We start from the raw sequence: 23,373 nt of genomic DNA on the forward strand, positions 1-23,373 counted from the left end.
TGATTACTGGGCCCACTCTTCCAGCGCACCGGCGAAATCAGCCGGGGTGGCGAGCGAACGCCCGTCAATGCTCTTGTCGATGCGCTTGATCAGGCCGGTCAGCACCTTGCCCGGACCACATTCGGCCACGCGGCTCACGCCCTGTGCGGCCAGCGCCTGCACGCAACCGGTCCACTGCACCGGCAGGTACAGCTGCTGCACCAGCGCCTGGCGGATCGCATCCACGCCCTCATGCACCTTGGCATCGACGTTCTGCACCACCGGCAGCTGCGGCGCACGCCAGTCCAGCCCGGCCATCACTTCGGCCAGACGGTTGGCGGCTTCCAGCATCAGCGGCGTATGCGAGGGCACGCTGACGGCCAGCTTGACCGCCTTGCGCACGCCCTTCTCGGCCAGCAGCGCCAGCGCACGGTCCACCGCAGCGGCATCACCACCGATCACGATCTGACCGGGAGAATTGAAATTGGCCGGCACCACCACCTGGCTGCCCGCCGCTTCGGCGCAGACTTCCTGCACCAGCGCGTCTTCGGCACCCAATACGGCGGCCATCGCACCCACGCCGGTCGGCGCCGCGTCCTGCATCAGCTGCCCGCGCAGGCGCACCAGATGGGCGCCGTCACGCAGCGTCAGCGCACCGGCCGCAACCAGCGCGGTGTATTCACCCAGGCTGTGACCGGCCAGCACCGCCGGCTTGGCACCGCCCTGCGCATTCCACAGGCGCCACACCGCGATGCTCGCCGCCAGCAGCGCCGGCTGGGTGAACTCGGTGCGGTTGAGCTGTTTTTCCGGGCCGCCCTGCGACAGCGCCCACAGGTCCACGCCCGCGCCTTCGGAAGCCTCAACGAAGGTTTCACGGATCTGCGGGTGCAGTTCAGCCAGTTCAGCCAGCATCCCCAAGGACTGGGAGCCCTGGCCGGGGAACACGAAAGCGAGTCGGGAATCAGTCACGCGGTCATCTGCTGCACAAATCGAAGCCGCGAATCATAAGCGCGAAAGCGCCCGCTCGTCTGTACTGGCGCGTATGCAGCCGGCCTCGGCAAACCTGCAAAGCCCGCTATTTCGGCCCGCATGAGGGATCCCGCCGCCCCCCGTAGGAGCGGCTTAAGCCGCGAAGCCGATACCGCCTCAAATATCTAAGGAGAAGCTGCAATTGCAGGCATGCCAACCACCGGAACCACCATCTGCCTCGCGGCTGACGCCGCTCCTACATGTTGCGTAGCAGGCCCTGAAACGACATCGGGCAGCCAATGGCTGCCCGAACGTGTATTCCTTTGATATCGACAAACCAGCCGATACAGCGGCTTGAATCAGTAGCGCAGCAGTGCCGAGCCCCAGGTGAAACCGCCGCCGAAGGCTTCCAGCAACAGCAACTGGCCGCGCTCGACGCGACCCGAACGGATCGCAGCGTCCAGTGCCAGCGGCACCGAACCGGCCGAAGTGTTGCCGTGCTTGTCCACGGTCACCACAACCTGCTCCATCGACATGTCCAGGCGCTTGGCCGTGGCTTCGATGATGCGCAGGTTGGCCTGGTGCGGGATCAGCCAATCCAGGTCGGACTTATCCAGGCCGTTGGCCTGCAGGGTTTCGTCGACCACGCCATCAAGCGCCTTGACGGCGTACTTGAACACGTCGTTGCCCTTCATGTTGATCTTGCCCGGCTTGTCCAGGCCGACCGATACGCCGGTCGGGTTCCACAGCAGCTCCTTCTTGCTGCCATCGGCATGCAGGTGGGTGCTGAGGATGCCGGTTTCCTCGTCGGCCTTGAGCACGACGGCGCCCGCGCCATCGCCGAACAACACGCAGGTGGTGCGGTCGGTCCAGTCGACGATACGGGTCAGGGTTTCCGCACCGATCACCAGCACATGCCTGGCGTCGCCGCTGCGGATGAATTTGTCGGCCACGCTCAGGGCAAAGATGAAGCCCGAACATGCCGCATTGACGTCAAACGCCGCCGCACCGGCCACGCCAAGGCGTGCCTGGATCAGACAGGCGGTAGACGGGAAAATCAGATCCGGCGTGGTGGTCCCCACGATGATCATGTCCAGCTGCGAAGCCTCGATGCCTGCGGCTTCCAGCGCGCGCATTGCGGCGTGGTAGCCAAGGTCGCTGGTGGTTTCGCCTTCAGCTGCGATATGCCGCTCACGGATACCCGTGCGCGACTCAATCCACTCGTCGGTCGTGTCCACGATCTTGGTCAGATCGTCGTTGGTCAACACTTTCTCGGGCAAGTAACTACCGGTGCCCGCGATCCTCGAGTAGATCCGCTTGCTCATGCTGTTTCCTGTTGCGCGAAGCCGCCCGAAGGCGGCCCCGGAAGAATCAGTGAAACTGCCACCACGCAACCGTGGTGGCAGTCACGAATCAATCTTCTTCGACGACCGAGGACGACTTGGTCGCGATCACCTTCTTGCCGCGGTAGAAACCGTCAGCGGTGATGTGGTGACGCAGATGCACTTCACCGGTGGTCGGATCGGTGGACAGCTGCTTGGCGCTCAGGGCGTCGTGCGCACGGCGCTGGCCGCGGCGGGACGGGGTAACACGGGATTTCTGCACAGCCATGGGATTGCTCCAAACTCGGTTCGTTTGCTTCGTCGTTTAATTGCACGGGACGCCAGCGTCCAGCACTACTCTCGCTTTCGCCGCGACCGCCGACGATAACCGGCCGCTATTGTTTCTTCAGCGCCGCCAATGCCGCGAACGGATTGGCCTTGCTCTGTTCCTCTTCGGTCGCGGGCCAGTCACTTTCGACCGCCTCGCTTCCCGGTGCCAGCGCCACCACGGGCACCGCCAACACCAATTCGTCTTCGACCATTTCCAGCGGGTGCAGGTTGCCGTCTTCGGGCACCAGCAGCGCTTCGTAATCCGGCGGGAGCGCGGATTCCTCTTCCTCATCGCGGATCAAGCCCAGCCGCTGCTTGATCGACACCGGCAGCAGGAAACGCTGCATGCTGCGCTGACAGATCAGGGGCAGCGCGGTATCGATGGTCAGCTCGACATAGGCTACCTGCAACACCTCATCGCGACCAAATTCCAGCGCATAGCTGCACTGTCCTTCGGCATCGGCAACAAGGCCTTGCAGGCGGGTCAGTTCGGACAAGGGCACCTGGCCGTCGAAGCACCTGCGTGCTGCGACCATCCGCCAAGCATCCAGCAATTCGGGCACGTTCGCGGACATAAGCCGCAGAATGGTAGGCAGTCGCCCCGCCGCTGTCAAACCCGGAAGCGCCGAAACCGTTGCCGCCGCAGCCTGGCGACAGCAGACTGCCAGCCCCAAGACGCCTATTTTCCCACATGACCGACCTGATCCTCGCCTCCACGTCACGTTACCGAGCCGAACTGCTGTCGCGCCTGCGGCTGCCGTTCAGCTCCATGGCCCCGCAGGTCGACGAAGTCCCGCTTCCCGGCGAAGCCCCGGATGCGTTGGCCCGGCGCCTGGCTGCCGCCAAGGCGCGGGCGGTGGCGCTGCTGCGACCCGGCAGCTGGGTGATCGGTTCGGACCAGGTGGCCGATCTGAATGGGGCCGCACTGGGCAAGCCCGGCAGCCATGAGGCCGCCTGCGCGCAGTTGGCGGCGATGTCCGGCCAGCAGGTGCGGTTCCATACCGCCATCTGCGTGAGCAACGGCAGCCAGCACCTGCACGCCTGCGATCTGACCCGTGTTCAGTTCCGGGCGCTGACGAGCGGGGAAATCGCCCGTTACGTGGACGCCGAACAGCCGCTCGACTGTGCCGGCAGCTTCAAATGTGAAGGTCTGGGAATCAGCCTGTTCGAGGCCATCCACAACAGCGACCCTTCCGCACTGATCGGCCTGCCCCTGATCGCACTGAGCGGCCTGCTGCGCCAGGCCGGATACACGCTGCCCTGAAAGCTGGCAGCCTGGCCGCGCACCTCAGCGCTCAACCTTGAATGGCTGCTCCAGCCACTGCTCGACGCTGCCGTCGGTGCCGTACAGGCGCAAGCCCAGCCAATGCCTGCCGGGCGCCAGCCCACTGACATCAAGCTCCGCGTCGAAGCCGACGTGCGGGTGTCGGGGATCATTGGTGCCCGGCCACGCGGGACGGATGTCGAACTCCCGGCCGTATCTGGCATCGCCCACGCTGCGCCCATCGACCAGCAACTCCACGCGCGACAGGCCCACGCCATCCTTGAATGCCCACCCCTGCACCTGCAGCGTGTCGGCAACCGTTGCACCAGCGGTGGGCGCATCCACCCAGGCCATCGCCGGGGTGACACAGGGGCCATCCTGCTTCTGCGCCGGCAGGCGGAACAACAGGAAGCGCCGAAAGCCGTGGTCCAGTGAAATCACCCGCGGCGGCGGCAGCGGCCCTACCTGTTCGCAGACCTGGTGGTAGTACGTCAGCAGGTCGCGGTAACGCTGGTCATCCGGCGCCAGTGCCAGCAACTGCGGGCCGGTGCGGCTGCCATCGCTGATCAATCCCCACAGCGCCAGCTGCGCCGTACGGCCGTGGTGATCGTTGAGCTGATGCGGCAGCACTTTGATCGAAGGATCATCCAGGCGGAAGCCCAATTCCGAACCCACCTTGAAACTACCGGCCAGCACGGTGGTGTCGGCGGGCATGTCGGCCAGCTCTTCGCGCACGCCCTCGGCCAGCAGCTGCCAGCCGGCGAAATTGCGCGGGTAGTACTTGCTGCCGGCCAGCTGCTCGCGCAGCGACGGCATCGATATCGCCGTGTAGTAACCCAGCGCTGCGATCAGCCCGATCGCAGCGACCGCCCAGACACTGCGCCGCCACAGCCGCGAGCCGCGATTGAGCAGCAACGGCACACCCAGCAGCAACGCCAGATAACCCGGCAGCGGCCAATGGAAGCTGAGCCGCTCCACGTCGGTAAGGAAGCCCAGCAGGAAAATCAGCACGGTCGAGGTGGTGCCGACCAGCGCGAAGTAACGCCACTGCACGTGGTGAAGCCCGCCCTGCGTCCTGACCAATCCACCACGCGCCACCACTGCCATGGCAATGAACAGCAACGGGGTGACCATCAGCGGCTGGATGACCAGGAACAACCAGCCCTCCCAATGGAACGCCCATGGATGGCGATCAACAACCTGGAACTTCAACCCGGCATCCTGGTTGTCCAGGTTCCACACCAGCAGCGGCAACCAGGCCACGATGCCAACGGCCAATGCAATCCACACGCGGGGATCGCGCAGCACGCGGCGGCCTTCGGCCAGCAGCATCAAGGCAATGAAACCCACCACGATCACGCCGATGAAGCGGTAGTGGCTCAATGCACCGACCAGCAGTCCCAGCGCCAGCATCAGCGCGCCACCGGCATCGACATTGCGCAGCAGCCGCGCACCGGCCCCCAGACACAGCACCGCGGCAAAGGCCATGGGCACATCCGGCACCGCCAGGATTCCCAGCGTGGCCGACAGCGGCATCAACAACGCCAATGAACCAGCCTGCCAACCTACGCGCCCGCCGAACCAGCGCCTGGCGATGCTGGCCACCATCCACGGCAACATTGCGCCGAGCAGCAGGAACGGCAGGCGCACGCCAAGCCGATGATCACCGGCGACTTCCACGCCCAGCCGCGTCAGCCAGGCAGTCAGCCCGGGCAGGTCGGAGTACGCCGCGGCCAGGTGCTGGCCTTCCTGCCAATAGAACGTCTCATCCACGAACAGCGGAAGCTGCGCGGCAATCAGAACCTTGACGGTGGTAACCAGCGCCCACAGCACAAGGAACGTAAGGTATGCGCGTTGCTCACCCCTGATTGCCACTTACACTCCCCCAACCTTTGGAATTACGAGACGACCATGACTGTGGCGCTGCCCGGAATGCTAACCGATGTCACGTTGCAATCCCTGCACACGGCACAGAACCAGGTCAATTCACTGCTGCTTGGCAAAGCCCATGAGGTGCGCCTGGCGTTTGTCGCCCTGCTGTCCGGTGGGCATCTGCTGATCGAGGATCTGCCTGGGCTCGGCAAGACCACGCTGGCCCATGCAATGGCCTCCAGCCTGGGCCTGCAGTTCCAGCGCGTGCAGTTCACCTCGGACCTGCTGCCGGCCGACGTGCTTGGCATTTCGGTCTACGAAGCCCACAGCCGCAGTTTCCAGTTCCATCCCGGCCCGGTGTTCTGCAACGTGCTGCTGGCCGACGAGATCAACCGCGCGCCGCCGCGCACGCAGAGCGCGCTGCTCGAAGCGATGGCCGAGCAGCAGGTGACGCTCGACGGCGTAACCCATGCGCTGCCGGATCCGTTCTTCGTGATCGCCACGCAGAATCCGGTCGACATGTCCGGTACGTTTCCGCTGCCTGATTCGCAACTGGATCGCTTTCTGCTGCGGCTCACCCTGGGTTATCCCAACGCCGACGCCGAGCGCGAACTGCTGGCCGGGCGCAGCCGTCGTGAACTGATCGCCCGCACCACGCCCAGCCTGTCCGATCAGGAAATCCTGGCGCTGCGCGAGGCTGTCGAGCAGATCCACGCCAGCGATGCACTGATCGACTACGTGCAGGCATTGGTCACCCGCAGCCGCCAGCACCCCGGAATCAAGGTCGGCTTGTCTCCACGTGCCGGCATCGCCCTGCTGCGCGCGGCCAAGGCACATGCACTGCTGCTGGGCCGCGGCCATGTCGTGCCCGAGGACGTGCAGGCATTGTTCATTGCAGTGGCCGGTCATCGCCTGGTTGCCGAGGCCGAATCCTCGTCCGGGCCGACGCTGGCGCGCGCGATCCTGCACAGCGTCCGGGTGGACTGAGTTGCTCGGACAATTGCGGCAACGCGCGTCTGCACTGCAATGGCTGGCCCGGCCACGCCAGCCCGAAGCGCTGCCTGCCGTGCTGGATCGCCAGCGCATCTACGTGCTGCCCACCGGCTTCGGGCTGTTCCTTGGCGCATTGCTGGCGACGATGCTGCTGGGCGCGCTGAACTACAACAACAATCCGGCACTGCTGCTTGCGCTCGCACTGGCGGCCACTGCGTTGACCAGTGCACTGCATGCGCATCTGCAGCTGTCCGGCCTGCGCCTGGAAGCCCTTTCGGCCGAACCGGTGGCCGCCGGCTCGCCCATCCAGCTGCGACTGGCGCTGGCACGCACCGACACCCGCAACCGCCGTGCGCTTCAACTCAACCACGATGCTGCGCAGGCAAGTACCGACCTGCAACACGGCAATCAGGTCGAAGTGGATCTGTGGCTGCCCACCAGCACGCGCGGCTGGATGGACCTTTCGCGCATCCGCATCTCCACCAGCCAACCCTTGGGGCTGGTACGTGCATGGAGCTGGTTCTGGCCGGACACACCGATACTGGTCTACCCCGCCCCGGAAACCAACGCTCCGCCACTGCCGGACAGCGACACCCATTCCAACCACACCCGCATCCACCCGCAGGGCGATGAACTGCAACAACTGCGTCCCTATCGAGCCGGCGACGCACTGCGCACCGTGGCCTGGAAGCATTCGGCGCGGCGCGACGGCCTGCTGGTGCGCGAGTACGAACGGCCAAGCGGCGCCGAACTGGTGCTGGACTGGCAGGAACTGCGCGCGCTTCCCCACGAACGCCGCATCGCCCGCTTGGCGCACTGGGTGAACGAGGCCGAGCGCGAAGGACGTCGCTATCAGCTGCGCCTGCCCGGCGCTCCACCGCTGGGCCCGGCCAATGGCGACTCGCATCGCCACCTGTGCCTGCGCGCGCTTGCCTTGTTGCCACCCGCATGAGCCGCCTGCCACAACCACAGCCCAGCGCTGGCACGCGTGCGTGGGTACTGCTGACCACGGCACTGTCGTTGCTGCCGCTGCTGCTGCAGCTGCCCGGCGTGCTGGCGGGCGTATTCGCCGCCGTCGCACTGGCAGTAGCCGGGCTGTCCTGGCGGGGCACGCTGGCCTTGCCGCTGCGGCTGCTGTTGATCGTCGGCATGCTGCTGGCCATCTACTGGCAAATGGGGGCGCATCCGGGCCGCGATACCGGCTGTGCATTGCTGGCCGCAATGCTGGCGATCAAATCCAGCGAGCTGCGCAGCCTGCGCGATGCGCGCAGCCTGCTCGGTTTTGCCCTGTTCGCGCCGTTCGCCGCGTTTCTGCTCGATCAGGGGCCACTCACTCTGGTGCTGGCCGCCATCGCGGTGATCTGCGCGCTGCTGGCGTTGCAGCGCTTGGCCGACGAGGAAGCCGGCAGCGCGCCCCTGCCCGCAGCGGCGCAACTGCGCACGGTCGGCCGGCTGATGCTGCTGGCCTTGCCACTGGCACTGTCCGCGTTCTGGCTGGTGCCGCGCCTGGGCAGCCCGCTATGGGGCCTGCCCGAGCGCACGGTCGCCCGCCCCGGGCTGTCGGACAGCATGCAACCGGGCGAATGGATCGACCTGATGGCCGATGACAGCCCGGCATTGCGGGTGCAGTTCTTCGGCCCGACACCTGCTCCCGAGCAGCGCTACTGGCGCGGCCCGGTACTGACCCGCTTCGACGGGCGCAGCTGGACCCGCCTGGACAGCCAGCGCCGCACCGCGCCGGCCGCGCTGAGCAACCGCACCCAGGGCTGGGATTACCAGATCGAGTACGAGCCCACCGACGACCGCCAACTGGTCGCACTGGATCTGCCGCTGGCCGCGCCGGCACAGGCGCATCTGGACGCGGATTACAGCCTGTCCAGCGCGCAACCGTTGACCGCATTGAGCCGATGGCGGATGCAGTCCGCCCCGCAGCCGGCCTTCCAGGCACAACTGCCGGATCATTTGCGGCAGCTGGCCCTGCAACTGCCCACCGGCTTCAACCCGCGCACGCGCGCACTGGCCCAGCAATGGCGTGCACAGGCCGGTCATGACGACGACGCCATCGTGCGCCGCAGTCTGGACTGGATACACAAGGAGTTCGCCTACACCCTGTCCACGCCGCTGGCTGGCCGCCACAGCGCGGACGAGTTCCTGTTCGAGCAGAAGGCCGGCTTCTGCGAACACTTCAGCTCGGCGTTCGTGGTGCTGATGCGCGGCGCCGGCATCCCGGCGCGCGTGGTCACCGGATACGCTGGCGGTACCCGCAACCGGTTCGGCGATTACTGGGTCGTGCGCAAGATGGACGCCCATGCCTGGGCCGAAGTCTGGCTGTCCGGCCGTGGATGGGTACGGGTGGACCCCACCGCTGCGGTCGCGCCTGAACGCATCTACGACACGCTGGAGGACCGCCTCGGCCAGGGCAACGCCGCCGGCCTGGATCTGGCTGGCCGCTGGGACAGCCTCAGGCAGTTCGGCGACTGGATGCGGCGCGGCTGGAACACCGCCTTCCTGTCCTTCGACGCCAACCGCCAGCAGCGTTTGCTGCGCCCGTTCGGCATCGACCGACTCGAGCCTTGGCAGTTGGTCGCACTGTTCGGTGGTTTCGCCGCGCTCGCCGTGGGCGCGATGGCGCTGCTGCTCGCACGAGGCGAGCGCCAGCGCGATCCATTGCTGCGCGCCTGGCAACGGCTGGGCCATCGCTACGCACGCCTTGGCCTGGGCCGAGAGCCGCACGAACCGGCAATCGAATGGGCCCGGCGCGTGGAACTTATCCATCCCGGCAATGGTCTGCTGGCACTCAGCCAGCGTTTCGCCGATGCGAGATACGCTGGCGCCAAGTCCGACACCGTTTCATTATTGGCCGACCTGCACAGGCATCGCCCGAATTCCGGAGCACGAACATGAAGACCCGCATCCTCATCACCCTTGCTGCCAGCCTGACGCTGGCCGCCTGTGCCACCGCACCCAAACCGCTGCAGGGGCAGTTCAGCACCATTTCCCCGCGCGACTCGGTTGCCCAGAAGCAGACCGGCACGCCGGTGCGCTGGGGTGGCCGCATCATCGAAACCCTGCCTGGCCAGGGTGAAACCTGCTTCCAGATGATCGCCCGCCCACTCAACGGCAGCGGTCGCCCGAGCAGCACCTCCTCCGATGCCAGCGACGGCCGCTTCATCGCCTGCCGCTCCGGCTTCTACGACCCGGCGGTGTTCGAGCCGGGCCGCGACGTGACCTTCATCGGCCGCATCGATGGCTACCAGACCACCAAGATCGGCGAGTACGACTATCCGCTGCCGAAGATCGCCGCCGACGTGGTTTACCTGTGGCCGGTGGTGCGTGAAGTGGACGTGGTGCCGGCCTATCCCTACGGCCCGTGGGGGCCGGCCTGGGGCCCCGGCCCGGGTTGGGGTTGGGGCTGGCGCAGCGGCTGGTGGTAAGCACCACGCTGCAATGAACGAAACGCCGCCTCCGGGCGGCGTTTTCGTTTGTCGGAAATGGCGCTTCCGCGTCGGTGACCACCGGCAACCGGCGCTCAGTCCGGTCGCGTGATTGTCCAGTCACCCGCGCGCTCGCCGGGCGACAGTGTCCAACCCGGCTTCAGGCGCAGGCTCCAACCGCTCCCCTTCACCTCTTCGCCGGCCACCGCTGTACCCGCATAAGCAACAGACAACCGTGACCAGTCGGTGGAAAGCACCCCTTCGCTCGCCACCTCCAGCACACCCCACTGCGCTGCGGCACGGATGGTGCCGTAGACCGCGCCCGCCGGCGGCAGCGGCGTCACCCGACTGGGGTCGAAAGTGAAACTGGCGCCGTTGACGGGCGCGATGAGCACCGGACCGTCGATCAGCCGTGCACGCAATCCGGCAACCACTTCGGCCTGCTTGATGGTGCGTGCCGATTCCTGCGCCTGGATCTCGACAAGTCCGTAGTGCGGCGCGCGTTCGTTGAACACCGCATCGTCGGCAGGGATATCCAGCTTCAGTGCAGCCGCCAGTTGTTCCGGCAATCCATCGCGCCGGTTCCAGCTCCCGCGCCAACCCGGAGCCGCGCGGTCCAGCAGCACGCCATAGGCCGGTCCGGTGTAATACGCGAAGGAACGGGCGTAGGCCTTCACCGTATCGCCCTTGAGCAGGTGCTCTGCAAGATGCGCAGACATCGCCGCATCCTGCGACAGGATGCGGCCGGTGTACTCGGCAATTCCCTCGTGCCGCTCCATCGCATCTTCTGCTTCCCGTGCTTCCGGGAAACGTGCCTGCCGCCACGCACGGAAGGTCAACGCATCCAGCGTGGCCTGGCGCTGCGCTAGCGGCGTTGTCGCGGTGATGGCAGCACGCAGGGCACGCAGTTCCAGCCGCAGTGACAATCGCCCCTGCTCGGTCTCGAGCTGCGTCTGGTCGGCGTTGGTCGCGGCAAGGCCGACCTGCCCCTGGATGCGATGCCAGGCTTCATGCATGAGCAGGATGGAAAGCGCCGGCTCCTTGTCGGGCAACGGCAGCATCAGCATCGTCCAGCTGCGGCCGTTCCATTTCACCGACGTGTTCGCAACCGGAACGGCGTCAGGCAGACGCCCCCGGAAAACCGCGCCATCGCGCTCAAGCGCGGTTTCCCCACCGTCGATGTTGGCGACGAACTGCCGCGTCGCCGGGTCTGCCAGGAGCATGGGGCCGCACAGGCTCACACCCCAGGTCGTTCCACCATCGGCCTCGCACAATGCCTGCATGCGCTGGAACACGGTCATGGCGGCCGAAGAATCCAATGCGGCCTGCGCCGATGCGCCGGCCGAAGTGGACATCAACAGCGTCAGGCAGATACGCCTGAAGATGCTTCGCGACATCGAAAATCCCCCTTCAAGGCGGAACCCCGGTTCCGCACTTGATTCCCACGGTCAACGAACGCCCCTATCCACGGCACTGGACCTTCAGGCCGCGCCGAAACGCCCCAGCGGCGCGCCGGCCAACAGGTGCATGTGGATGTGGAACACCGTCTGCCCGGCATCCTCGCGGCAGTTCATGACAATGCGGTAGCCGTTCTGCGCGAAGCCTTCGCGGCGCGCGTACTCGGCCGCAGCCAAGGCCAGCTTGCCGATCAGGTGCGCCTGCGCCGGTTGCAGGTCGTCCAGGGTCGGGATGACGTCGTTCTTCGGAATGAAAAGGACATGTACCGGCGCCTGCGGTGCGATGTCCTGGAAACCCAGCACATCCTCGTCTTCGTAGACGATGTTGGCGGGAATCTCGCGGCGGATGATCTTGCCGAAAATCGTGTCGGTCATGCGACGGCTCACTGGCGGAAACGGCCTACAGCTTACCGCCCCTGCATCGGCTATTCGCTGATTTCGCTGCGGCTGCCAAAAGCATGCGACAAGGTGCCGCGATCCACATACTCCAGCTCACCACCCAATGGCAGCCCCTGCGCCAAGCGGCTGGGACGCACCTTGTTGCGGCGTGCCAGTTGCGCCAGGTAATGCGCGGTGGCCTCGCCTTCGACGGTGGAGTTGGTGGCGATGATCAGCTCGGTGACTTCACCCTCTGCCAATCGCTGTTCCAGTTTATCCAGGCCCAGCTCGCGCGGGCCGATGCCGTCCAGTGGCGACAACCGCCCCTGCAACACGTAGTACACGCCGCGATAACTGGTCGCATGTTCGATGGCCAGGCGATCGGCCGGCGACTCGATCACGCACAACATCTGCCGCTCGCGGCTGCTGCTGGCACAGACCGGACACACTTCGGTTTCGCTGAAATCCCGGCACTGCGCGCAATGCCCGATCTTCTCGATGGCCTCGGCCAGCACCTCGGACAACCGCTGGCCGCCCTCGCGGGCGCGCTCAAGCACGTGGTAGGCCATGCGCTGCGCGGTCTTCTGGCCGACGCCCGGCAACACGCGGAACGCTTCGATCAGTTGTTCCAGCAACGGCAGGCTCATCGCGACAGGCTCTTGTTCAAAAACAAACGCGCGAAGCCCGGGAGCTTCGCGACGCGGGCAACGCAGGTGCCGGACAGCGCCGGCACACGCATCATCAGAACGGCAGCTTCATGCCCGGCGGCAGCTTCATGCCGGCCGTGGCCGAGCCCATGCGGCTCTGCGATTCGCTGTCGATCTTGTTGGAGGCATCGTTGAACGCGGCGGCGATCAGGTCTTCCACCATTTCCTGGTCGGACAGCACCGACGGATCGATACGCACCTTGCGGCACTCTTTCGTGCCACTCAGGGTCACGGTGACCATGCCACCACCGGCGCTGCCGGTGACTTCCAACTTGGCGATTTCTTCCTGGGCCTTCTGCAGGTTTTCCTGCATTTTCTGGGCCTGCTGCATCATCTGGGCGATATTGCCGCGCATGGTTGCTTACTCTTTGAATGGACGGATGGAATCGGCCACGACCCGGGCGCCCTGCTGGATCAGCTGCTGCACCTGCGGATCGGCCATGAAAACGGCTTCGGCCGCAACTTGTTGTTCACCGCGCTGGCGGTCCGCGCGCTCGTGCAACGTCTCGGCCTGGACGTTGCCGGTTTCAATCACGATTTTAGGCGTGCTGCCCAATGCCTGCGACAAGGCCTGCGCCAACGCGGTCAGCGCACGTTCGGACTGCAGGTATTCAAACCCCGGCAGCAACCCCAGACGCAGCACGCCATGCTGGAAACCGACGAATGCACAATTGGCCGCCAGTTCGCGCGAGGGACCGGACAGGCCGCTGTCGTCCACCAGATCCAGCCACTGCTCGGCGCTTTCCAGCGCACGACCGGCCACCGGCTTGCTCGGCTCGATGGCGATGCCGCTCGGCCGTGCGGGAGCCGCAGCAGGCGCGGGCGGAGCTTCGACAGGCGCCGCCGGGCGGACAGGCGCGGCCTTGATCGGCTCGGGTTCGACGTCTTCAGGCCCGGCCATTTCCATGGCCATGGCTTCGTCCCGCGCGCTGGCTTCGGCGGCGTCCGTCTCCCAGGGCGGTAGATCGTCAGCGGCAGCGCGCGGCGTCTGAGCAGATGCGGCGGGAGCAGGCGGCGTCGGGACAGGCGATTCCTGTACGACTTCGACCACCGGCGCAGCCACTACCGCGGGCGGTGCCACGGGTGCGGCAACGACCGGCTGCGGCGCAGGCTCAACCGCCTTGGCAACCGGCGCGGGGCTGGCTGCGGCAGAGGCGGCAACACCCACCCCCGTGGCAACCGGCGCAACACTACCGGCACCTGCGCCCTGACCCGAGCCTTCCGGCACCGCAGGCACCGCGCCAGCCGGGCGGAACGCCAGCATGCGCAGCACAGTCATCTCAAAGCCGGCACGCGGGCTCGGTGCCAGATGCAGGTCACGGCGGCCACCCAAAGCCATCTGGTACCAGAGCTGCACCACTTCCGGGCGCAGGCGCTGGGCATAGGCAGCCGAATCGATGCCTTCACCGGGCACGCTCGCGCCCGGCACCAGCTGCTGCACCTGGATGCGGTGCAGGCTTTCGGCCAGCGCGTCGAGCACCCCGCTCCAATCGGGCGAGAACTCGGCCAGCGCCGCGCCCACCTGCAACAGGCGGGCGCCGTCGCCATCGGCCAGCGCATCCAGCATCGCCGCCACCTGGGTGCGGTCGACCGTGCCGAGCATCGCGCGCACCACGTCATCACGCAGCGCGCCGCCGGCATAGGCGATGGACTGGTCCAGCAGCGACAGGCCGTCGCGCAGCGAACCATCGGCCGCACGCGCCAGCTGCACGATGGCGCTGTCGTCGAATTCGATTTCCTCAGCGGTCATGATCCGCTTCATCTGCCCCTGGATCTGCTCCTCGTCCAGACGCTTGAGGTTGAACTGCAGGCAGCGGCTGAGCACGGTGACCGGCAGCTTCTGCGGGTCGGTGGTGGCCAGCAGGAACTTCACATGCTCCGGCGGCTCTTCCAGCGTCTTGAGCAGCGCATTGAACGCCGCCTTGGACAGCATGTGCACTTCGTCGATCAGGTAAACCTTGTACTTGCCGCGCGAGGGCATGTACTGGGCGTTCTCGATCACCTCACGCACGTCATCCACACCGGTGTTGGATGCGGCGTCGATTTCCAGCAGGTCGATATAGCGCCCGGCATCGATATCCAGGCAAGCTCGGCACTGGCCGCACGGGTCGGCGCTGGTGCCCTGCTCGCAGTTCAGAGACTTGGCGAAGATACGGGCGATGGTGGTCTTGCCGACACCGCGGGTACCGGTGAACAGGAAGGCGTGGTGGACACGGCCGCTGTCGAGCGCATTGCTCAGGGCACGGACCACGTGTTCCTGGCCCACCAGCTCGGCAAAACGCTTCGGACGCCACTTGCGGGCAAGGACGAGATAGGACATCAGGGTACCGTCTTCATCTGAGCGGCCATTGTGCCACGGCCCACCCTTCTGCCAGCACCCGGGTTAAGGGTGCTTGTGGCGGCGCACCAAGCCCTATAGAATCTGCGCCCCTGCTGAGGTGTTACAGCGGCAGGATCCGGAGAGGTGTCCGAGTGGTTGAAGGAGCACGCCTGGAAAGTGTGTAAGCGTCTAAACCGCGCTTCGGGGGTTCGAATCCCCCTCTCTCCGCCAGATAAAAAGAAAAGGCCGCCCATCGGGTGGCCTTTTCTTTTTATCTGGGGGAAAGCATGGGAGATGAGAGCGTCGACGGATTCGACCGCCGGCGCAGCCGGTGGGACGACACAGCCGACCGAAGGGCCAGATGCGGAGCATCGAATCAATCCCCTTTCCAGAATTCAAAGCAGCCGCCCATGGGCGGCTTTTCATTTGTGCCATTTCTGCGCAGGCCAGTGCAGCCGAACAGGAGCAATCCCGGAACACCTGAACCCCGAATTCAAGCGTCATCCCAGCCTGGACCCACAGAAAATCGCCCGGCGCCGCCCCGAGCCCCTACGCAGCGGCTCGGGAACGCCCCTCCGACCAGTTCTCTCGATCATTCGGCAAACAAGCCGGCCCCCAGCGTGCACTCCCACGATGGCCCATGACCGGCCCGCCGACCCTATGCTAGCTTTCCCGAATTAGACCGATCCAAATAAAGGTGCGGGATGAAGCAACTTGGTGCGGCACTGTTGTTCCTGGCAACGGTCGCGGGTGTCTCGACCGCGACATCCTCAGCGGCAGCACCACGTGGCAGTGGCGAAGCCGCCTACGCTGCGGTCGACCCCTTCATCGGCACCGGTGGCGAAGGCCACACCTATCCCGGCGCCACCGTTCCTTACGGCATGGTCCAGCTCTCGCCCGATACCCGCATCCAGTCGCGCAAGGATGGTTACGGCTGGGCGGCGGGTTACCGCCATGACGACAGCACCATCGTCGGGTTCTCGCATACGCACTTCTCCGGCACCGGCCATTCGGACCTGGGCGACCTGCTGCTGATGCCCACCAGCGGCGAACTGAAACTGGAGCGCGGCAATCCCGACCAGCCCTTGAGTGGCTACACCTCGCGCTTCCGTCATGCCACCGAGCAGGCGCAGCCCGGCTACTACGCGGTGACGCTGGATGACTCCAACGTCCACGCCGAACTCACCGCGAGTGCGCGGGTCGGCATGCACCGCTATACCTTCCCTGCCGGCAAGCCGGCGCATGTGGTGCTGGACCTGCGTACCAGCATGTATGACTACCCGGGCAAGATTCTGTGGTCGCGCATCCGCGTGCGTCCGGACGGCACGATCACCGGTTTCCGCGAAACGCGCGGCTGGGCGCCGGGACGCCAGCTGTATTTCGCCCTGCGTTTTTCGCAGCCACTCAGCGGCCATCAGTTGCACGACACCGAGCAGGACATCCCCTACAAGGGCTTCCCGCCGCCGGGCGAGAAGAACCCGGAGCAGCGCGCGCAGATCGAAGGCCGTCAGCTCGTCGCCGCATTCGATGTGGCGCCGGCCGCAGGCACGCCGCTGCTGGTGAAGGTCGCCATTTCGCCAGTGAGCGAGGAAGGCGCTATCGCCAATCTGGATGCTGAAGCACCGGGCTGGGATTTTGATGGCATGCGCGCCGCTGCCAAGCAGCAATGGAGTGAGGCATTGGGTGCGGTGGATGCACACGGCAGCGAAGCGCAACGCACGCGTTTCTACACCGCGCTTTATCACACGCTGCTGGGGCCGACCTTGTTCATGGACAGCGACGGGCGCTATCGCGGCCCGGACAACGCCGTGCATCAAACCAAGGGCTGGACCAACTATTCCACCTTCTCGCTGTGGGACACCTACCGCGCACTGCATCCCCTGGCGACGCTGGTGCAGCCGCCGCAACGCACCAATGATTTCGTCAATTCACTGCTCGCCTCACGCCGCGAAAGCGCGCACGGCGTGCTGCCGGTGTGGTCGTTCCACGGCCTGGAAACGTGGTGCATGATCGGCTACCACGCGGTACCGGTGATCGCCGATGCCTATATGAAAGGCATTCGCGGCTATGACACCGATGAAGCCCTGCAGGCGATGGTGGCCAGCGCCAACTACGGCCCCTACGACGGCATCGCCCAGTACCGCGAACTGGGCTATGTGCCCATCGATGAGGAAGGCGAAGCCGCCAGCAAGACGCTCGAATACGCCTACGACGACTGGACCATCGCGCAGATGGCGCGGTCGATGGGCAAGAGCGACGTCGCTGCCGAGTTCAGCAAGCGCGCCGGCAACTGGAAGCATGCGTTCGACCCGGTCACCGGCTTCATGCGCGCACGCAAGCGCGATGGCAGTTTCCGCGAGCCGTTCGATCCCAGCGCCAGCGGCTACGGCAGCGATTACACCGAAGGCAATGCGTGGCAGTACTCGTGGTACGTGCCGCAGGATGTTGCCGGCCTCGCCGCTGCGCACGGTGGCAACGAAAAGCTGATGGCGCGACTGGACGCAGTGTTCGAGGCCAAGGTGGATCCATCGATCTTCGCGCACATGGAAGACATCACCGGCCTGATCGGCTGGTACGCGCATGGCAACGAGCCCAGCCATCACGTCGCCTATCTGTATGCGCACGCCGGGCAGCCGTGGCGCACCCAGGCGCGGCTGAAGCAGATCATGGACACGCAGTACGCCGCGCGCCCCGACGGCCTCGCCGGCAATGATGACCTCGGGCAGATGTCGGCCTGGTACGTATTCACCGCATTGGGCTTCTACCCGGTCACACCAGGCAGCAACCAATACATCATCGGCCGCCCATTCCTGCCGCGCGCGACGTTGAACCTGCCCAACGGCAAGCACTTCAGCATCGTCGCAAACGGGCTGGATGACGCGCACGCCTATGTGGGCAGCGTCACCCTCAACGGCAGGCCATTGGATCGCGCCTATCTGACGCACGAAGAAATTCTTGCCGGCGGCGAACTGCACTTCAGCATGCAGGCCGAACCCAACCGCGAGTGGGCGACAGATGCGACGAAGCTGCCGTATTCCATGTCGCGATGATCCGGGGCGGGCCCAGCGTCATGCGCTACATTCACGCGTATGACGCTACGCGCTTATCAAGCCGCTGATGCCGCTGGCTGCCTGTCGGTATTCGACAGCAATGTGCCGGAGTATTTTGCGCGCGGCGAGCGCACGGATTTCCAGCGGTTTCTCGATGACCAGGCCATGCAATGCGCTTACCAGGTCATCGAAGAACAGGGGCGCATCCTTGCCTGCGGCGGCCTTTCCGTCGATGCCACGGGCATCGCCGGTTTCTGCTGGGGAATGGTGCTGCGCAGCCACCATCGGCAGGGATTGGGTCGGCAACTGGCCAACGCCCGCCTGCAACAAGCCTTGCAGCACCCGGATATCAAATACATCGAACTGAGCACCAGCCAGCACATCCAGGCCTTCTATGAGCGTCTGGGATTTGCGGTGACCCGGGTCGTGCCCGATGGACACGGCCAGGGCCTCGATGCAGTGGAAATGCGGTTGTCGATGGACGACAACCGCACCGCACTCAGCTGCTCGACAACTTCATCAGCACCAGACCGCTGACGATCAGCACCGCAGCGCCGATACGCATCGCGCTGACGTGCTCACCGAGGAAGAAGATGCCGATCAGGAACGCACCCACCGCGCCGATGCCGGTCCAGATGGTGTACGCGGTGCCCAGCGGCAGGGTGCGCATGGCCACGGCCAGCAGCCAGAAGCTGGCGATCATGCCAACGATGGTGACGATGCTGGGGACCAGCTTGGTGAAACCATGGGACTGTTTCATCGCCAATGCCCAGACGATTTCCAGCAAACCCGCAATCAACAGATAGATCCAAGCCATGAAAGCCTCCTTGAGGGGGCCAGGCCGTCCTGGATACGTTCCCGTGCTGGGGGAGGTCGTCCTCCGATGGGCCGGCATTCTAGCCAACGGGGCCGACAATGGCCTACCGCAGCCGCTGCCGGGTTACATGAGGTTCAAACCGCGGATCTGGCCGTATGCCGCACGCATACGCTACAATCGCCACACACGACAGGATCTGCTCCGGTTTGTGTCCGGTCTGTGATCCACGGCGGCTGATGAACCCATCGCCCCTGTTTCCCCAGATTGAGAATGGCCGCGCACTGCGCGGCCAAACCGTCTCTATGGTGGCCCCGTCGGCCCCTCGCGACGCTAGGTCGAAAATCCCGCCAGGGCCGGAAGGCAGCAACGGTATCGATCGACGCGGGCGCCGAGGTCAGCCGGCGGGGCCACCGCCTTTTCGGCGATGCCCCTTGCTACCGTGCAGGCGTTGCCTGATGGAACAGCAGCCGCCAAACGTTTGTGTGCTGCCGCCACAACGAACTGCGTTCAGCCCACTCCCCTGCCCGTCCCGCATCGAGATAGCGGCTGCGATAGCGCACCTGCGCGAGATCCGGCGCCAGCAGCGCCACGACAAAACCATCGGCTTCGATCGCCACTCCCGCCGCTTCGGCAGGCAGGTGCTGCAGCATCTGCGCGCGCGTGTAACAGCGCCCGGAACGACCGATCTCGCTGAACGCTTCGTCGAGCAGGGCATCCAGACGTTTCAGATCAGCGCGCACCGCCGGGTCGTGCAAGGCGCGCTCCAATGCGACCAGCTCCACGGCCACTGCCTCCGGGACGGACGGGCCGCCCCTCTTCAGGGCAAGTCTTCCAGCGCGACCTGCGGGGCCGTCGGATCGGCCAGGACGACGCACTCGCCAGGCATCGCCACGCGATGGCCGCGTGCACGCAGCGCCTGCCCATCGGCGGCGCTGGCGTAGTGGTAGAGCATCATCCGCGCCTGCATGGCGGCGTCGTATTCACGCTCCAGGTCGTCCACGCCCGTGTGCGAGGGATTGCCGTGCAGGCCGCAGTCGTGCGCGATCAGCTCGTTGTCGCTGGCGTATCGCGCGAACATTTCCGGAATCGGCCGGGTATCGCCGCTCCACACCACCGAGCCTTGCAGACGCAGGCCGTAGGCGGTCTCCGGCCAATGGTGGCGTACCGGAAACACTTCCAGGCGCACGCCTTCATGCCAGAACGCATCGCCGACGACGATCAGCTGGAACGCATCCCAGAAATTGGCGCCGCCTTCGGCCAGCACGTTCGGATAGTCGCCAACCCGTTTGTGCAGCAGCGGCACCACCGTGGCCGGCACGTACAGCCGCACCTTGCCACGCCGCTGCCGGTTGAAGAACGCATCGACGAACAGCCGCTCGAAACCAGCCACATGGTCCAGATGCACATGGGTGACGAACAGCGCATCGGGCATAGCCCCGTACTGGGCACGATAGGCGGTCAGCCCTTCGCCGCCACAATCGATGGTCAGCCACGGCCGGCCATCGCGCTCGATCACCGACATCGGCGAGCCCAGCTCGACGGCCGAGGCATTGCCGACGCCCAGAAAACGCAACGCCCAGTTCATTACGTGCCCCGGTTCCAAGCCAGATCGTAGGCACGGCGCAGCCGCGCATAGTCTTTCTCGACATCTTCGCGGCTGCGCTCACCACGCAGCTTCAGCAACGAGCGCAGCAAGCGTTTGAGGTTGCGCTCGCGCCAGCGCGTGGCCGGGATGCGCATCACGCCGCGATCAAAATCAATCAGCCAGCCCCGCCCATTGGCATCAAACAGGATGTTGTGGGCGTTCAGATCGGCATGGTCCAGGCCAGCGCGATGGAAGCGCGCGATCAGCCGCCCCGCTTCTTCCCAGGGCGCGCCGCGCCCGGCCACCAGCGCGCGGTCGGCCAATGAGCGCACGTCTTCCAGCCGCTCCATCAGGATCGCCGCGCGGTAGCTCAGCCCGTCACGCATGTAGAACGCCGCCAACGGACGCGGCACCGGCAGCTTCAGCGCAATGAGCTCGCGCATCAGCCGGAACTCGGCAAAGCTGCGGGTCCGTTCGGAGCTGCGCCACACGTAGCGGTCGCGGCTGAGCTTGGCTGCCACACCGCCGCGCAGGTAATGCCGCAGCACGCAATGGCCGAACGGCGCATCGACGAACCATGCCCCGCCGCGTCCACCCTCGCCCACGGGCCGCGCCTTGTCTTCCCATTGCGCGGGCGAGAACAAGCCAGGGTCGGCTTGCCGCAGGCGCTGGCGGTCGAACAGAATGGCGCCGTAGCCGCGACCATCGCGGCAAGGCGTCAATGCTTCATTGGCGTCGAAAGCGACCATTCTTTGCGAGTCTAACAACACCATGCCTGCAACGTCCTCCCCGCTGTGCCTCTTGCGCCTCTCGGCACTGGGAGATGTGACCCATGTGGTGCCGCTGGTACGCACTCTTCAGCGGGCACTTCCGGGCACACCGCTGCATTGGGTGATCGACAAGGCCGGGCACAAACTGCTCGACGGCCTGCCCGGCGTGGACTTCCACGTCTACGACAAGAACACCGGTTTGGCCGGAATGCGCGCGCTGCGCAGCGAACTGCCGGCGGGCCGGTTCGAGGCGCTGCTGCAGATGCAGGTGGCATTCCGCGCCAACGTGTTGTCGGCCTTCATTCCGGCCCGGCGACGCATCGGCTACGACAAGTCCCGTTCCAAGGACCTGCACGGCCTTTTCATCAACGAACGCATCCCCGACCGCCCCGGCATCCATGTACTCGATGCCATCGGCAGCTTCTGCGAGCCGCTGGGCCTGAAGCAGACCGAGATCAGCTGGGACCTGGCCACACCCGCGCAGGCCCATGAATGGGCGGCCGCGCAGTGGCCTGAGGATGGCCGCCCGGTGCTGATGATCTCGCCCTGCTCCAGCCACCAGCGCCGCAACTGGTATGCCGACCGCTACGCCGCGCTGGCCGACCACGCCGCCGCGCAGGGCTGGCGGGTGGTGCTGTGTGGCGGGCGCAGCGAGCTGGAGCGCACCACCAGCGATGCCATCCTCGCGGCGATGAAGCACCCGGCGCTGGATCTGGTCGGCAAGGACACGCTCAAGCAGTTGCCGGCCCTGCTGGCACGCGCTTCGCTGCTGGTCACGCCCGATTCCGGGCCGATGCACATCGCCAACGCGGTCGGCACCAAGGTGCTGGGCCTGCACGCGGCCAGCAACCCCGAGCGCAGCGGCCCCTACTCGGACCGCCGCTACTGCGTGGACCGCTACGACGCTGCCGCTCGCCGCTACCTGCACAAGCCCGCCAGCGAACTGAAATGGGGAACCAAGATCGAGTTCGACGAGGTGATGTCGCTGATCACCGTGGACGATGCCATCGCCGCCTTCGAGCGCTACCGCAGCGACCACGCCTGAGGCCGGCAGCGCGCGTACAGAACGCAAAGGGCCGCCTGATGGGCGGCCCTTCTTTATCACCGTCAGCCCTCTTCCTCAGCCGGCGCGGTAATCCTGGTACGACTTCTCTTCCACGTAGGTGGAGCCCAGCGCCAGGTTGATCGCCTTCTTGATGCGTGCGCGCTCATCGTTCTGGATGTACACGCTGCGGGCCAGCTGCACGAAGCCGTCATCGAAGGACTGCGCCTTTTCCTTCAGGCGGATGTCGTCCTCGATGTCCCACAACCGCTCGTTGACCGCCTTCAGCTCATCCCGCAGCACAGTGATGTCCTGCGCGGCGGCCGGATGCGCCGACCAGGTACGGTCCAGCGCCGCCAACTCGTTGCGCACATTGGCCAGCTTGGCCGCATCGCTCATGCGCTCGGACTTGATCTGCAGGATCGAGATCTTGTCGAGCAGTTCGCCAAAGGAAACGGGGACGAGAATTTCAGACATGAGGGACACCTGGATAACGTGCCGCACAGTTTAGCCCGTCGCTGCAATCAAGCCGCGACACTGCCATCGCAGCCGCGATGGCCGTGGCGGAAGTCTCGCCACAGCCGGGCAGCGGAGCGATTGCGCATCAGCTCCTTGTTAAACGATAATGATTCTTATTTGTAGAAAAGGATACAACAATGCGCGTTGACTCCACCCACTTTCCGCTGGTCCGCCTGGACCATGCCCCGGAGAATGCCGACAGCACTGAAACCGTGCTTGCTGACATGACCGCGCTTCTGGCCCGCGAGCAACCCTTCGTCTATATCGCCAGCGGCGGCTTCGATCAGGGAGAGCCTGATCTGGACGAGCGGCGCATGGTCGCCAACTGGATGAAGGCGAACAAGCCGGCCATCGTCAAATTCATCAAGGCCCACCTGCATATCACCGCCAACGAGGAAGAGCAGCGCAACGCCGAAGCGTTCAGCAGATTCTTCGAGAATTTCTGGGGCTACCCGATGCTGATCGTCGGCAGCACCGCCGAGGCTGAAGCCAAGGCCAGCGAGCTCCTGCGTTGAATCCATCGCGCCAGGACAAGTGAAATGAAAAGCCGCCCTAAGGCGGCTTT

Annotated in this window: 24 protein-coding genes, 1 tRNA gene and 1 other RNA gene; 11 read left to right on the forward strand and 15 right to left on the reverse strand. The window is 65.5% G+C overall.

Features of this window, described 5'->3' with window-relative positions; genetic code table 11:
- Positions 1-3 precede the first annotated feature (3 nt).
- The 4 genes from fabD to LR961_RS14000 form a co-directional block, all read right to left on the reverse strand.
- Positions 4-948, reverse strand: coding sequence for an ACP S-malonyltransferase (fabD, locus tag LR961_RS13985; RefSeq protein ID WP_232150497.1), 945 nt, complete (start codon positions 946-948; stop codon positions 4-6).
- A 359-nt stretch (positions 949-1,307) separates the two neighbouring features.
- Positions 1,308-2,273, reverse strand: a complete 966-nt coding sequence (locus LR961_RS13990; protein ID WP_232150499.1) for a beta-ketoacyl-ACP synthase III — start codon at positions 2,271-2,273, stop codon at positions 1,308-1,310.
- Positions 2,274-2,361: 88 nt separating this feature from the next.
- Positions 2,362-2,559: a 50S ribosomal protein L32 gene (gene rpmF, locus LR961_RS13995; protein WP_232150501.1), complete on the reverse strand. Its 198-nt coding sequence runs from the start codon at positions 2,557-2,559 to the stop codon at positions 2,362-2,364.
- A gap of 106 nt (positions 2,560-2,665) precedes the next feature.
- Positions 2,666-3,175: a YceD family protein gene (locus LR961_RS14000; protein ID WP_232150502.1), complete on the reverse strand. Its 510-nt coding sequence runs from the start codon at positions 3,173-3,175 to the stop codon at positions 2,666-2,668.
- A gap of 116 nt (positions 3,176-3,291) precedes the next feature.
- On the opposite strand from LR961_RS14000, the gene LR961_RS14005 reads away from it, so the two are divergent.
- Positions 3,292-3,864 carry a Maf family nucleotide pyrophosphatase gene (locus LR961_RS14005; RefSeq protein WP_232150504.1) on the forward strand — a complete coding sequence of 191 codons (573 nt, stop codon included), beginning with the start codon at positions 3,292-3,294 and terminating at the stop codon, positions 3,862-3,864.
- A gap of 24 nt (positions 3,865-3,888) precedes the next feature.
- On the opposite strand, the gene LR961_RS14010 is transcribed toward LR961_RS14005, so the two are convergent.
- Positions 3,889-5,733, reverse strand: coding sequence for a glycosyltransferase family 39 protein (locus LR961_RS14010; RefSeq protein ID WP_232151155.1), 1,845 nt, complete (start codon positions 5,731-5,733; stop codon positions 3,889-3,891).
- A 63-nt stretch (positions 5,734-5,796) separates the two neighbouring features.
- Between LR961_RS14010 and LR961_RS14015 the strand changes: the two genes are divergently transcribed.
- The 4 genes from LR961_RS14015 to LR961_RS14030 are packed head-to-tail and all read left to right on the forward strand — an operon-like array spanning position 5,797 to position 10,163.
- Entirely contained in the window at positions 5,797-6,723 is a 927-nt protein-coding gene (locus LR961_RS14015; protein WP_232150506.1) for a MoxR family ATPase, read from the forward strand.
- 1 nt (position 6,724) lies between these two features.
- Entirely contained in the window at positions 6,725-7,681 is a 957-nt protein-coding gene (locus tag LR961_RS14020) for a DUF58 domain-containing protein (protein ID WP_232150508.1), read from the forward strand.
- Complete coding sequence (locus LR961_RS14025; protein WP_232150510.1) at positions 7,678-9,633, forward strand: DUF3488 and transglutaminase-like domain-containing protein; 1,956 nt, start codon at positions 7,678-7,680, stop codon at positions 9,631-9,633. Before LR961_RS14020 ends, LR961_RS14025 begins: the two co-directional genes overlap by 4 nt.
- Positions 9,630-10,163 carry a Slp family lipoprotein gene (locus LR961_RS14030; protein WP_232150512.1) on the forward strand — a complete coding sequence of 178 codons (534 nt, stop codon included), beginning with the start codon at positions 9,630-9,632 and terminating at the stop codon, positions 10,161-10,163. The genes LR961_RS14025 and LR961_RS14030 overlap by 4 nt, the downstream gene beginning before the upstream one ends.
- A 95-nt stretch (positions 10,164-10,258) precedes the next feature.
- Here the strand turns inward: LR961_RS14030 and LR961_RS14035 are convergent, their stop codons facing one another.
- The 5 genes from LR961_RS14035 to dnaX form a co-directional block, all read right to left on the reverse strand.
- Positions 10,259-11,560, reverse strand: coding sequence for a hypothetical protein (locus LR961_RS14035; protein WP_232150514.1), 1,302 nt, complete (start codon positions 11,558-11,560; stop codon positions 10,259-10,261).
- A gap of 84 nt (positions 11,561-11,644) precedes the next feature.
- Positions 11,645-11,995, reverse strand: a complete 351-nt coding sequence (locus LR961_RS14040; RefSeq protein WP_232150515.1) for a histidine triad nucleotide-binding protein — start codon at positions 11,993-11,995, stop codon at positions 11,645-11,647.
- 50 nt (positions 11,996-12,045) lie between these two features.
- Positions 12,046-12,645, reverse strand: coding sequence for a recombination mediator RecR (recR, locus tag LR961_RS14045; protein WP_232150517.1), 600 nt, complete (start codon positions 12,643-12,645; stop codon positions 12,046-12,048).
- 94 nt (positions 12,646-12,739) lie between these two features.
- Complete coding sequence (locus LR961_RS14050; protein WP_232150519.1) at positions 12,740-13,060, reverse strand: YbaB/EbfC family nucleoid-associated protein; 321 nt, start codon at positions 13,058-13,060, stop codon at positions 12,740-12,742.
- Between the two features lie 6 nt (positions 13,061-13,066).
- Positions 13,067-15,025, reverse strand: a complete 1,959-nt coding sequence (gene dnaX / locus LR961_RS14055; protein WP_232150521.1) for a DNA polymerase III subunit gamma/tau — start codon at positions 15,023-15,025, stop codon at positions 13,067-13,069.
- 138 nt (positions 15,026-15,163) lie between these two features.
- On the opposite strand from dnaX, the gene LR961_RS14060 reads away from it, so the two are divergent.
- The 3 genes from LR961_RS14060 to LR961_RS14070 all read left to right on the forward strand — a co-directional run bounded on the left by LR961_RS14060 (position 15,164) and on the right by LR961_RS14070 (position 18,612).
- Positions 15,164-15,256: transfer RNA gene (locus tag LR961_RS14060), tRNA-Ser, on the forward strand.
- A 473-nt stretch (positions 15,257-15,729) separates the two neighbouring features.
- Positions 15,730-18,075 carry a GH92 family glycosyl hydrolase gene (locus tag LR961_RS14065; protein ID WP_232150523.1) on the forward strand — a complete coding sequence of 782 codons (2,346 nt, stop codon included), beginning with the start codon at positions 15,730-15,732 and terminating at the stop codon, positions 18,073-18,075.
- Positions 18,076-18,114: 39 nt separating this feature from the next.
- A complete protein-coding gene (locus tag LR961_RS14070) occupies positions 18,115-18,612 on the forward strand; it encodes a GNAT family N-acetyltransferase (RefSeq protein ID WP_232150525.1) in 498 nt (165 codons plus the stop codon).
- On the opposite strand, the gene sugE is transcribed toward LR961_RS14070, so the two are convergent.
- Positions 18,575-18,892: a quaternary ammonium compound efflux SMR transporter SugE gene (sugE, locus tag LR961_RS14075; protein ID WP_057633178.1), complete on the reverse strand. Its 318-nt coding sequence runs from the start codon at positions 18,890-18,892 to the stop codon at positions 18,575-18,577. The genes LR961_RS14070 and sugE overlap by 38 nt on opposite strands.
- A 311-nt stretch (positions 18,893-19,203) precedes the next feature.
- On the opposite strand from sugE, the gene ffs reads away from it, so the two are divergent.
- Positions 19,204-19,300: signal recognition particle sRNA small type (gene ffs / locus LR961_RS14080), an RNA gene on the forward strand.
- Positions 19,301-19,326: 26 nt separating this feature from the next.
- Here ffs and LR961_RS14085 read toward each other — a convergent pair.
- The 3 genes from LR961_RS14085 to LR961_RS14095 are packed head-to-tail and all read right to left on the reverse strand — an operon-like array spanning position 19,327 to position 21,226.
- Positions 19,327-19,674 carry a nuclear transport factor 2 family protein gene (locus LR961_RS14085; protein ID WP_232150527.1) on the reverse strand — a complete coding sequence of 116 codons (348 nt, stop codon included), beginning with the start codon at positions 19,672-19,674 and terminating at the stop codon, positions 19,327-19,329.
- Between the two features lie 35 nt (positions 19,675-19,709).
- Positions 19,710-20,477 carry an MBL fold metallo-hydrolase gene (locus tag LR961_RS14090; RefSeq protein ID WP_232150529.1) on the reverse strand — a complete coding sequence of 256 codons (768 nt, stop codon included), beginning with the start codon at positions 20,475-20,477 and terminating at the stop codon, positions 19,710-19,712.
- A complete protein-coding gene (locus LR961_RS14095; RefSeq protein ID WP_232151156.1) occupies positions 20,477-21,226 on the reverse strand; it encodes a 3-deoxy-D-manno-octulosonic acid kinase in 750 nt (249 codons plus the stop codon). Before LR961_RS14095 ends, LR961_RS14090 begins: the two co-directional genes overlap by 1 nt.
- Before the next feature lie 22 nt (positions 21,227-21,248).
- Between LR961_RS14095 and LR961_RS14100 the strand changes: the two genes are divergently transcribed.
- The gene (locus LR961_RS14100) at positions 21,249-22,292 is read left to right on the forward strand and encodes a glycosyltransferase family 9 protein (protein WP_232150531.1); all 1,044 of its coding nucleotides are present in this window, start codon (positions 21,249-21,251) and stop codon (positions 22,290-22,292) included.
- A 75-nt stretch (positions 22,293-22,367) separates the two neighbouring features.
- Here the strand turns inward: LR961_RS14100 and LR961_RS14105 are convergent, their stop codons facing one another.
- Complete coding sequence (locus tag LR961_RS14105) at positions 22,368-22,766, reverse strand: DUF6165 family protein (protein ID WP_232150534.1); 399 nt, start codon at positions 22,764-22,766, stop codon at positions 22,368-22,370.
- 179 nt (positions 22,767-22,945) lie between these two features.
- On the opposite strand from LR961_RS14105, the gene LR961_RS14110 reads away from it, so the two are divergent.
- Complete coding sequence (locus LR961_RS14110; protein WP_232150536.1) at positions 22,946-23,323, forward strand: hypothetical protein; 378 nt, start codon at positions 22,946-22,948, stop codon at positions 23,321-23,323.
- The last annotated feature ends 50 nt before the right edge of the window (positions 23,324-23,373 follow it).

Origin of the sequence: Stenotrophomonas sp. SY1, assembly GCF_021202945.1 — a bacterium.
In the GTDB taxonomy this organism is placed as follows: Bacteria; Pseudomonadota; Gammaproteobacteria; order Xanthomonadales; family Xanthomonadaceae; genus Stenotrophomonas.

What these genes read in the sequence shown, in the direction of transcription:
- recR (WP_232150517.1), bottom strand. Translation starts at nt 12,645, where the DNA reads ATGAGCCTGCCGTTGCTGGAACAACTGATCGAAGCGTTCCGCGTGTTG.
- LR961_RS14050 (WP_232150519.1), bottom strand. Translation starts at nt 13,060, where the DNA reads ATGCGCGGCAATATCGCCCAGATGATGCAGCAGGCCCAGAAAATGCAG.
- LR961_RS14070 (WP_232150525.1), top strand. Translation starts at nt 18,115, where the DNA reads ATGACGCTACGCGCTTATCAAGCCGCTGATGCCGCTGGCTGCCTGTCG.
- sugE (WP_057633178.1), bottom strand. Translation starts at nt 18,892, where the DNA reads ATGGCTTGGATCTATCTGTTGATTGCGGGTTTGCTGGAAATCGTCTGG.
- LR961_RS14040 (WP_232150515.1), bottom strand. Translation starts at nt 11,995, where the DNA reads ATGACCGACACGATTTTCGGCAAGATCATCCGCCGCGAGATTCCCGCC.
- LR961_RS14090 (WP_232150529.1), bottom strand. Translation starts at nt 20,477, where the DNA reads ATGAACTGGGCGTTGCGTTTTCTGGGCGTCGGCAATGCCTCGGCCGTC.
- LR961_RS14110 (WP_232150536.1), top strand. Translation starts at nt 22,946, where the DNA reads ATGCGCGTTGACTCCACCCACTTTCCGCTGGTCCGCCTGGACCATGCC.
- LR961_RS14100 (WP_232150531.1), top strand. Translation starts at nt 21,249, where the DNA reads ATGCCTGCAACGTCCTCCCCGCTGTGCCTCTTGCGCCTCTCGGCACTG.
- LR961_RS14000 (WP_232150502.1), bottom strand. Translation starts at nt 3,175, where the DNA reads ATGTCCGCGAACGTGCCCGAATTGCTGGATGCTTGGCGGATGGTCGCA.
- LR961_RS14065 (WP_232150523.1), top strand. Translation starts at nt 15,730, where the DNA reads ATGAAGCAACTTGGTGCGGCACTGTTGTTCCTGGCAACGGTCGCGGGT.
- dnaX (WP_232150521.1), bottom strand. Translation starts at nt 15,025, where the DNA reads ATGTCCTATCTCGTCCTTGCCCGCAAGTGGCGTCCGAAGCGTTTTGCC.
- LR961_RS13990 (WP_232150499.1), bottom strand. Translation starts at nt 2,273, where the DNA reads ATGAGCAAGCGGATCTACTCGAGGATCGCGGGCACCGGTAGTTACTTG.
- LR961_RS14005 (WP_232150504.1), top strand. Translation starts at nt 3,292, where the DNA reads ATGACCGACCTGATCCTCGCCTCCACGTCACGTTACCGAGCCGAACTG.
- LR961_RS14015 (WP_232150506.1), top strand. Translation starts at nt 5,797, where the DNA reads ATGCTAACCGATGTCACGTTGCAATCCCTGCACACGGCACAGAACCAG.
- LR961_RS14030 (WP_232150512.1), top strand. Translation starts at nt 9,630, where the DNA reads ATGAAGACCCGCATCCTCATCACCCTTGCTGCCAGCCTGACGCTGGCC.
- LR961_RS14025 (WP_232150510.1), top strand. Translation starts at nt 7,678, where the DNA reads ATGAGCCGCCTGCCACAACCACAGCCCAGCGCTGGCACGCGTGCGTGG.
- rpmF (WP_232150501.1), bottom strand. Translation starts at nt 2,559, where the DNA reads ATGGCTGTGCAGAAATCCCGTGTTACCCCGTCCCGCCGCGGCCAGCGC.
- LR961_RS14105 (WP_232150534.1), bottom strand. Translation starts at nt 22,766, where the DNA reads ATGTCTGAAATTCTCGTCCCCGTTTCCTTTGGCGAACTGCTCGACAAG.
- LR961_RS14095 (WP_232151156.1), bottom strand. Translation starts at nt 21,226, where the DNA reads ATGGTCGCTTTCGACGCCAATGAAGCATTGACGCCTTGCCGCGATGGT.
- LR961_RS14035 (WP_232150514.1), bottom strand. Translation starts at nt 11,560, where the DNA reads ATGTCGCGAAGCATCTTCAGGCGTATCTGCCTGACGCTGTTGATGTCC.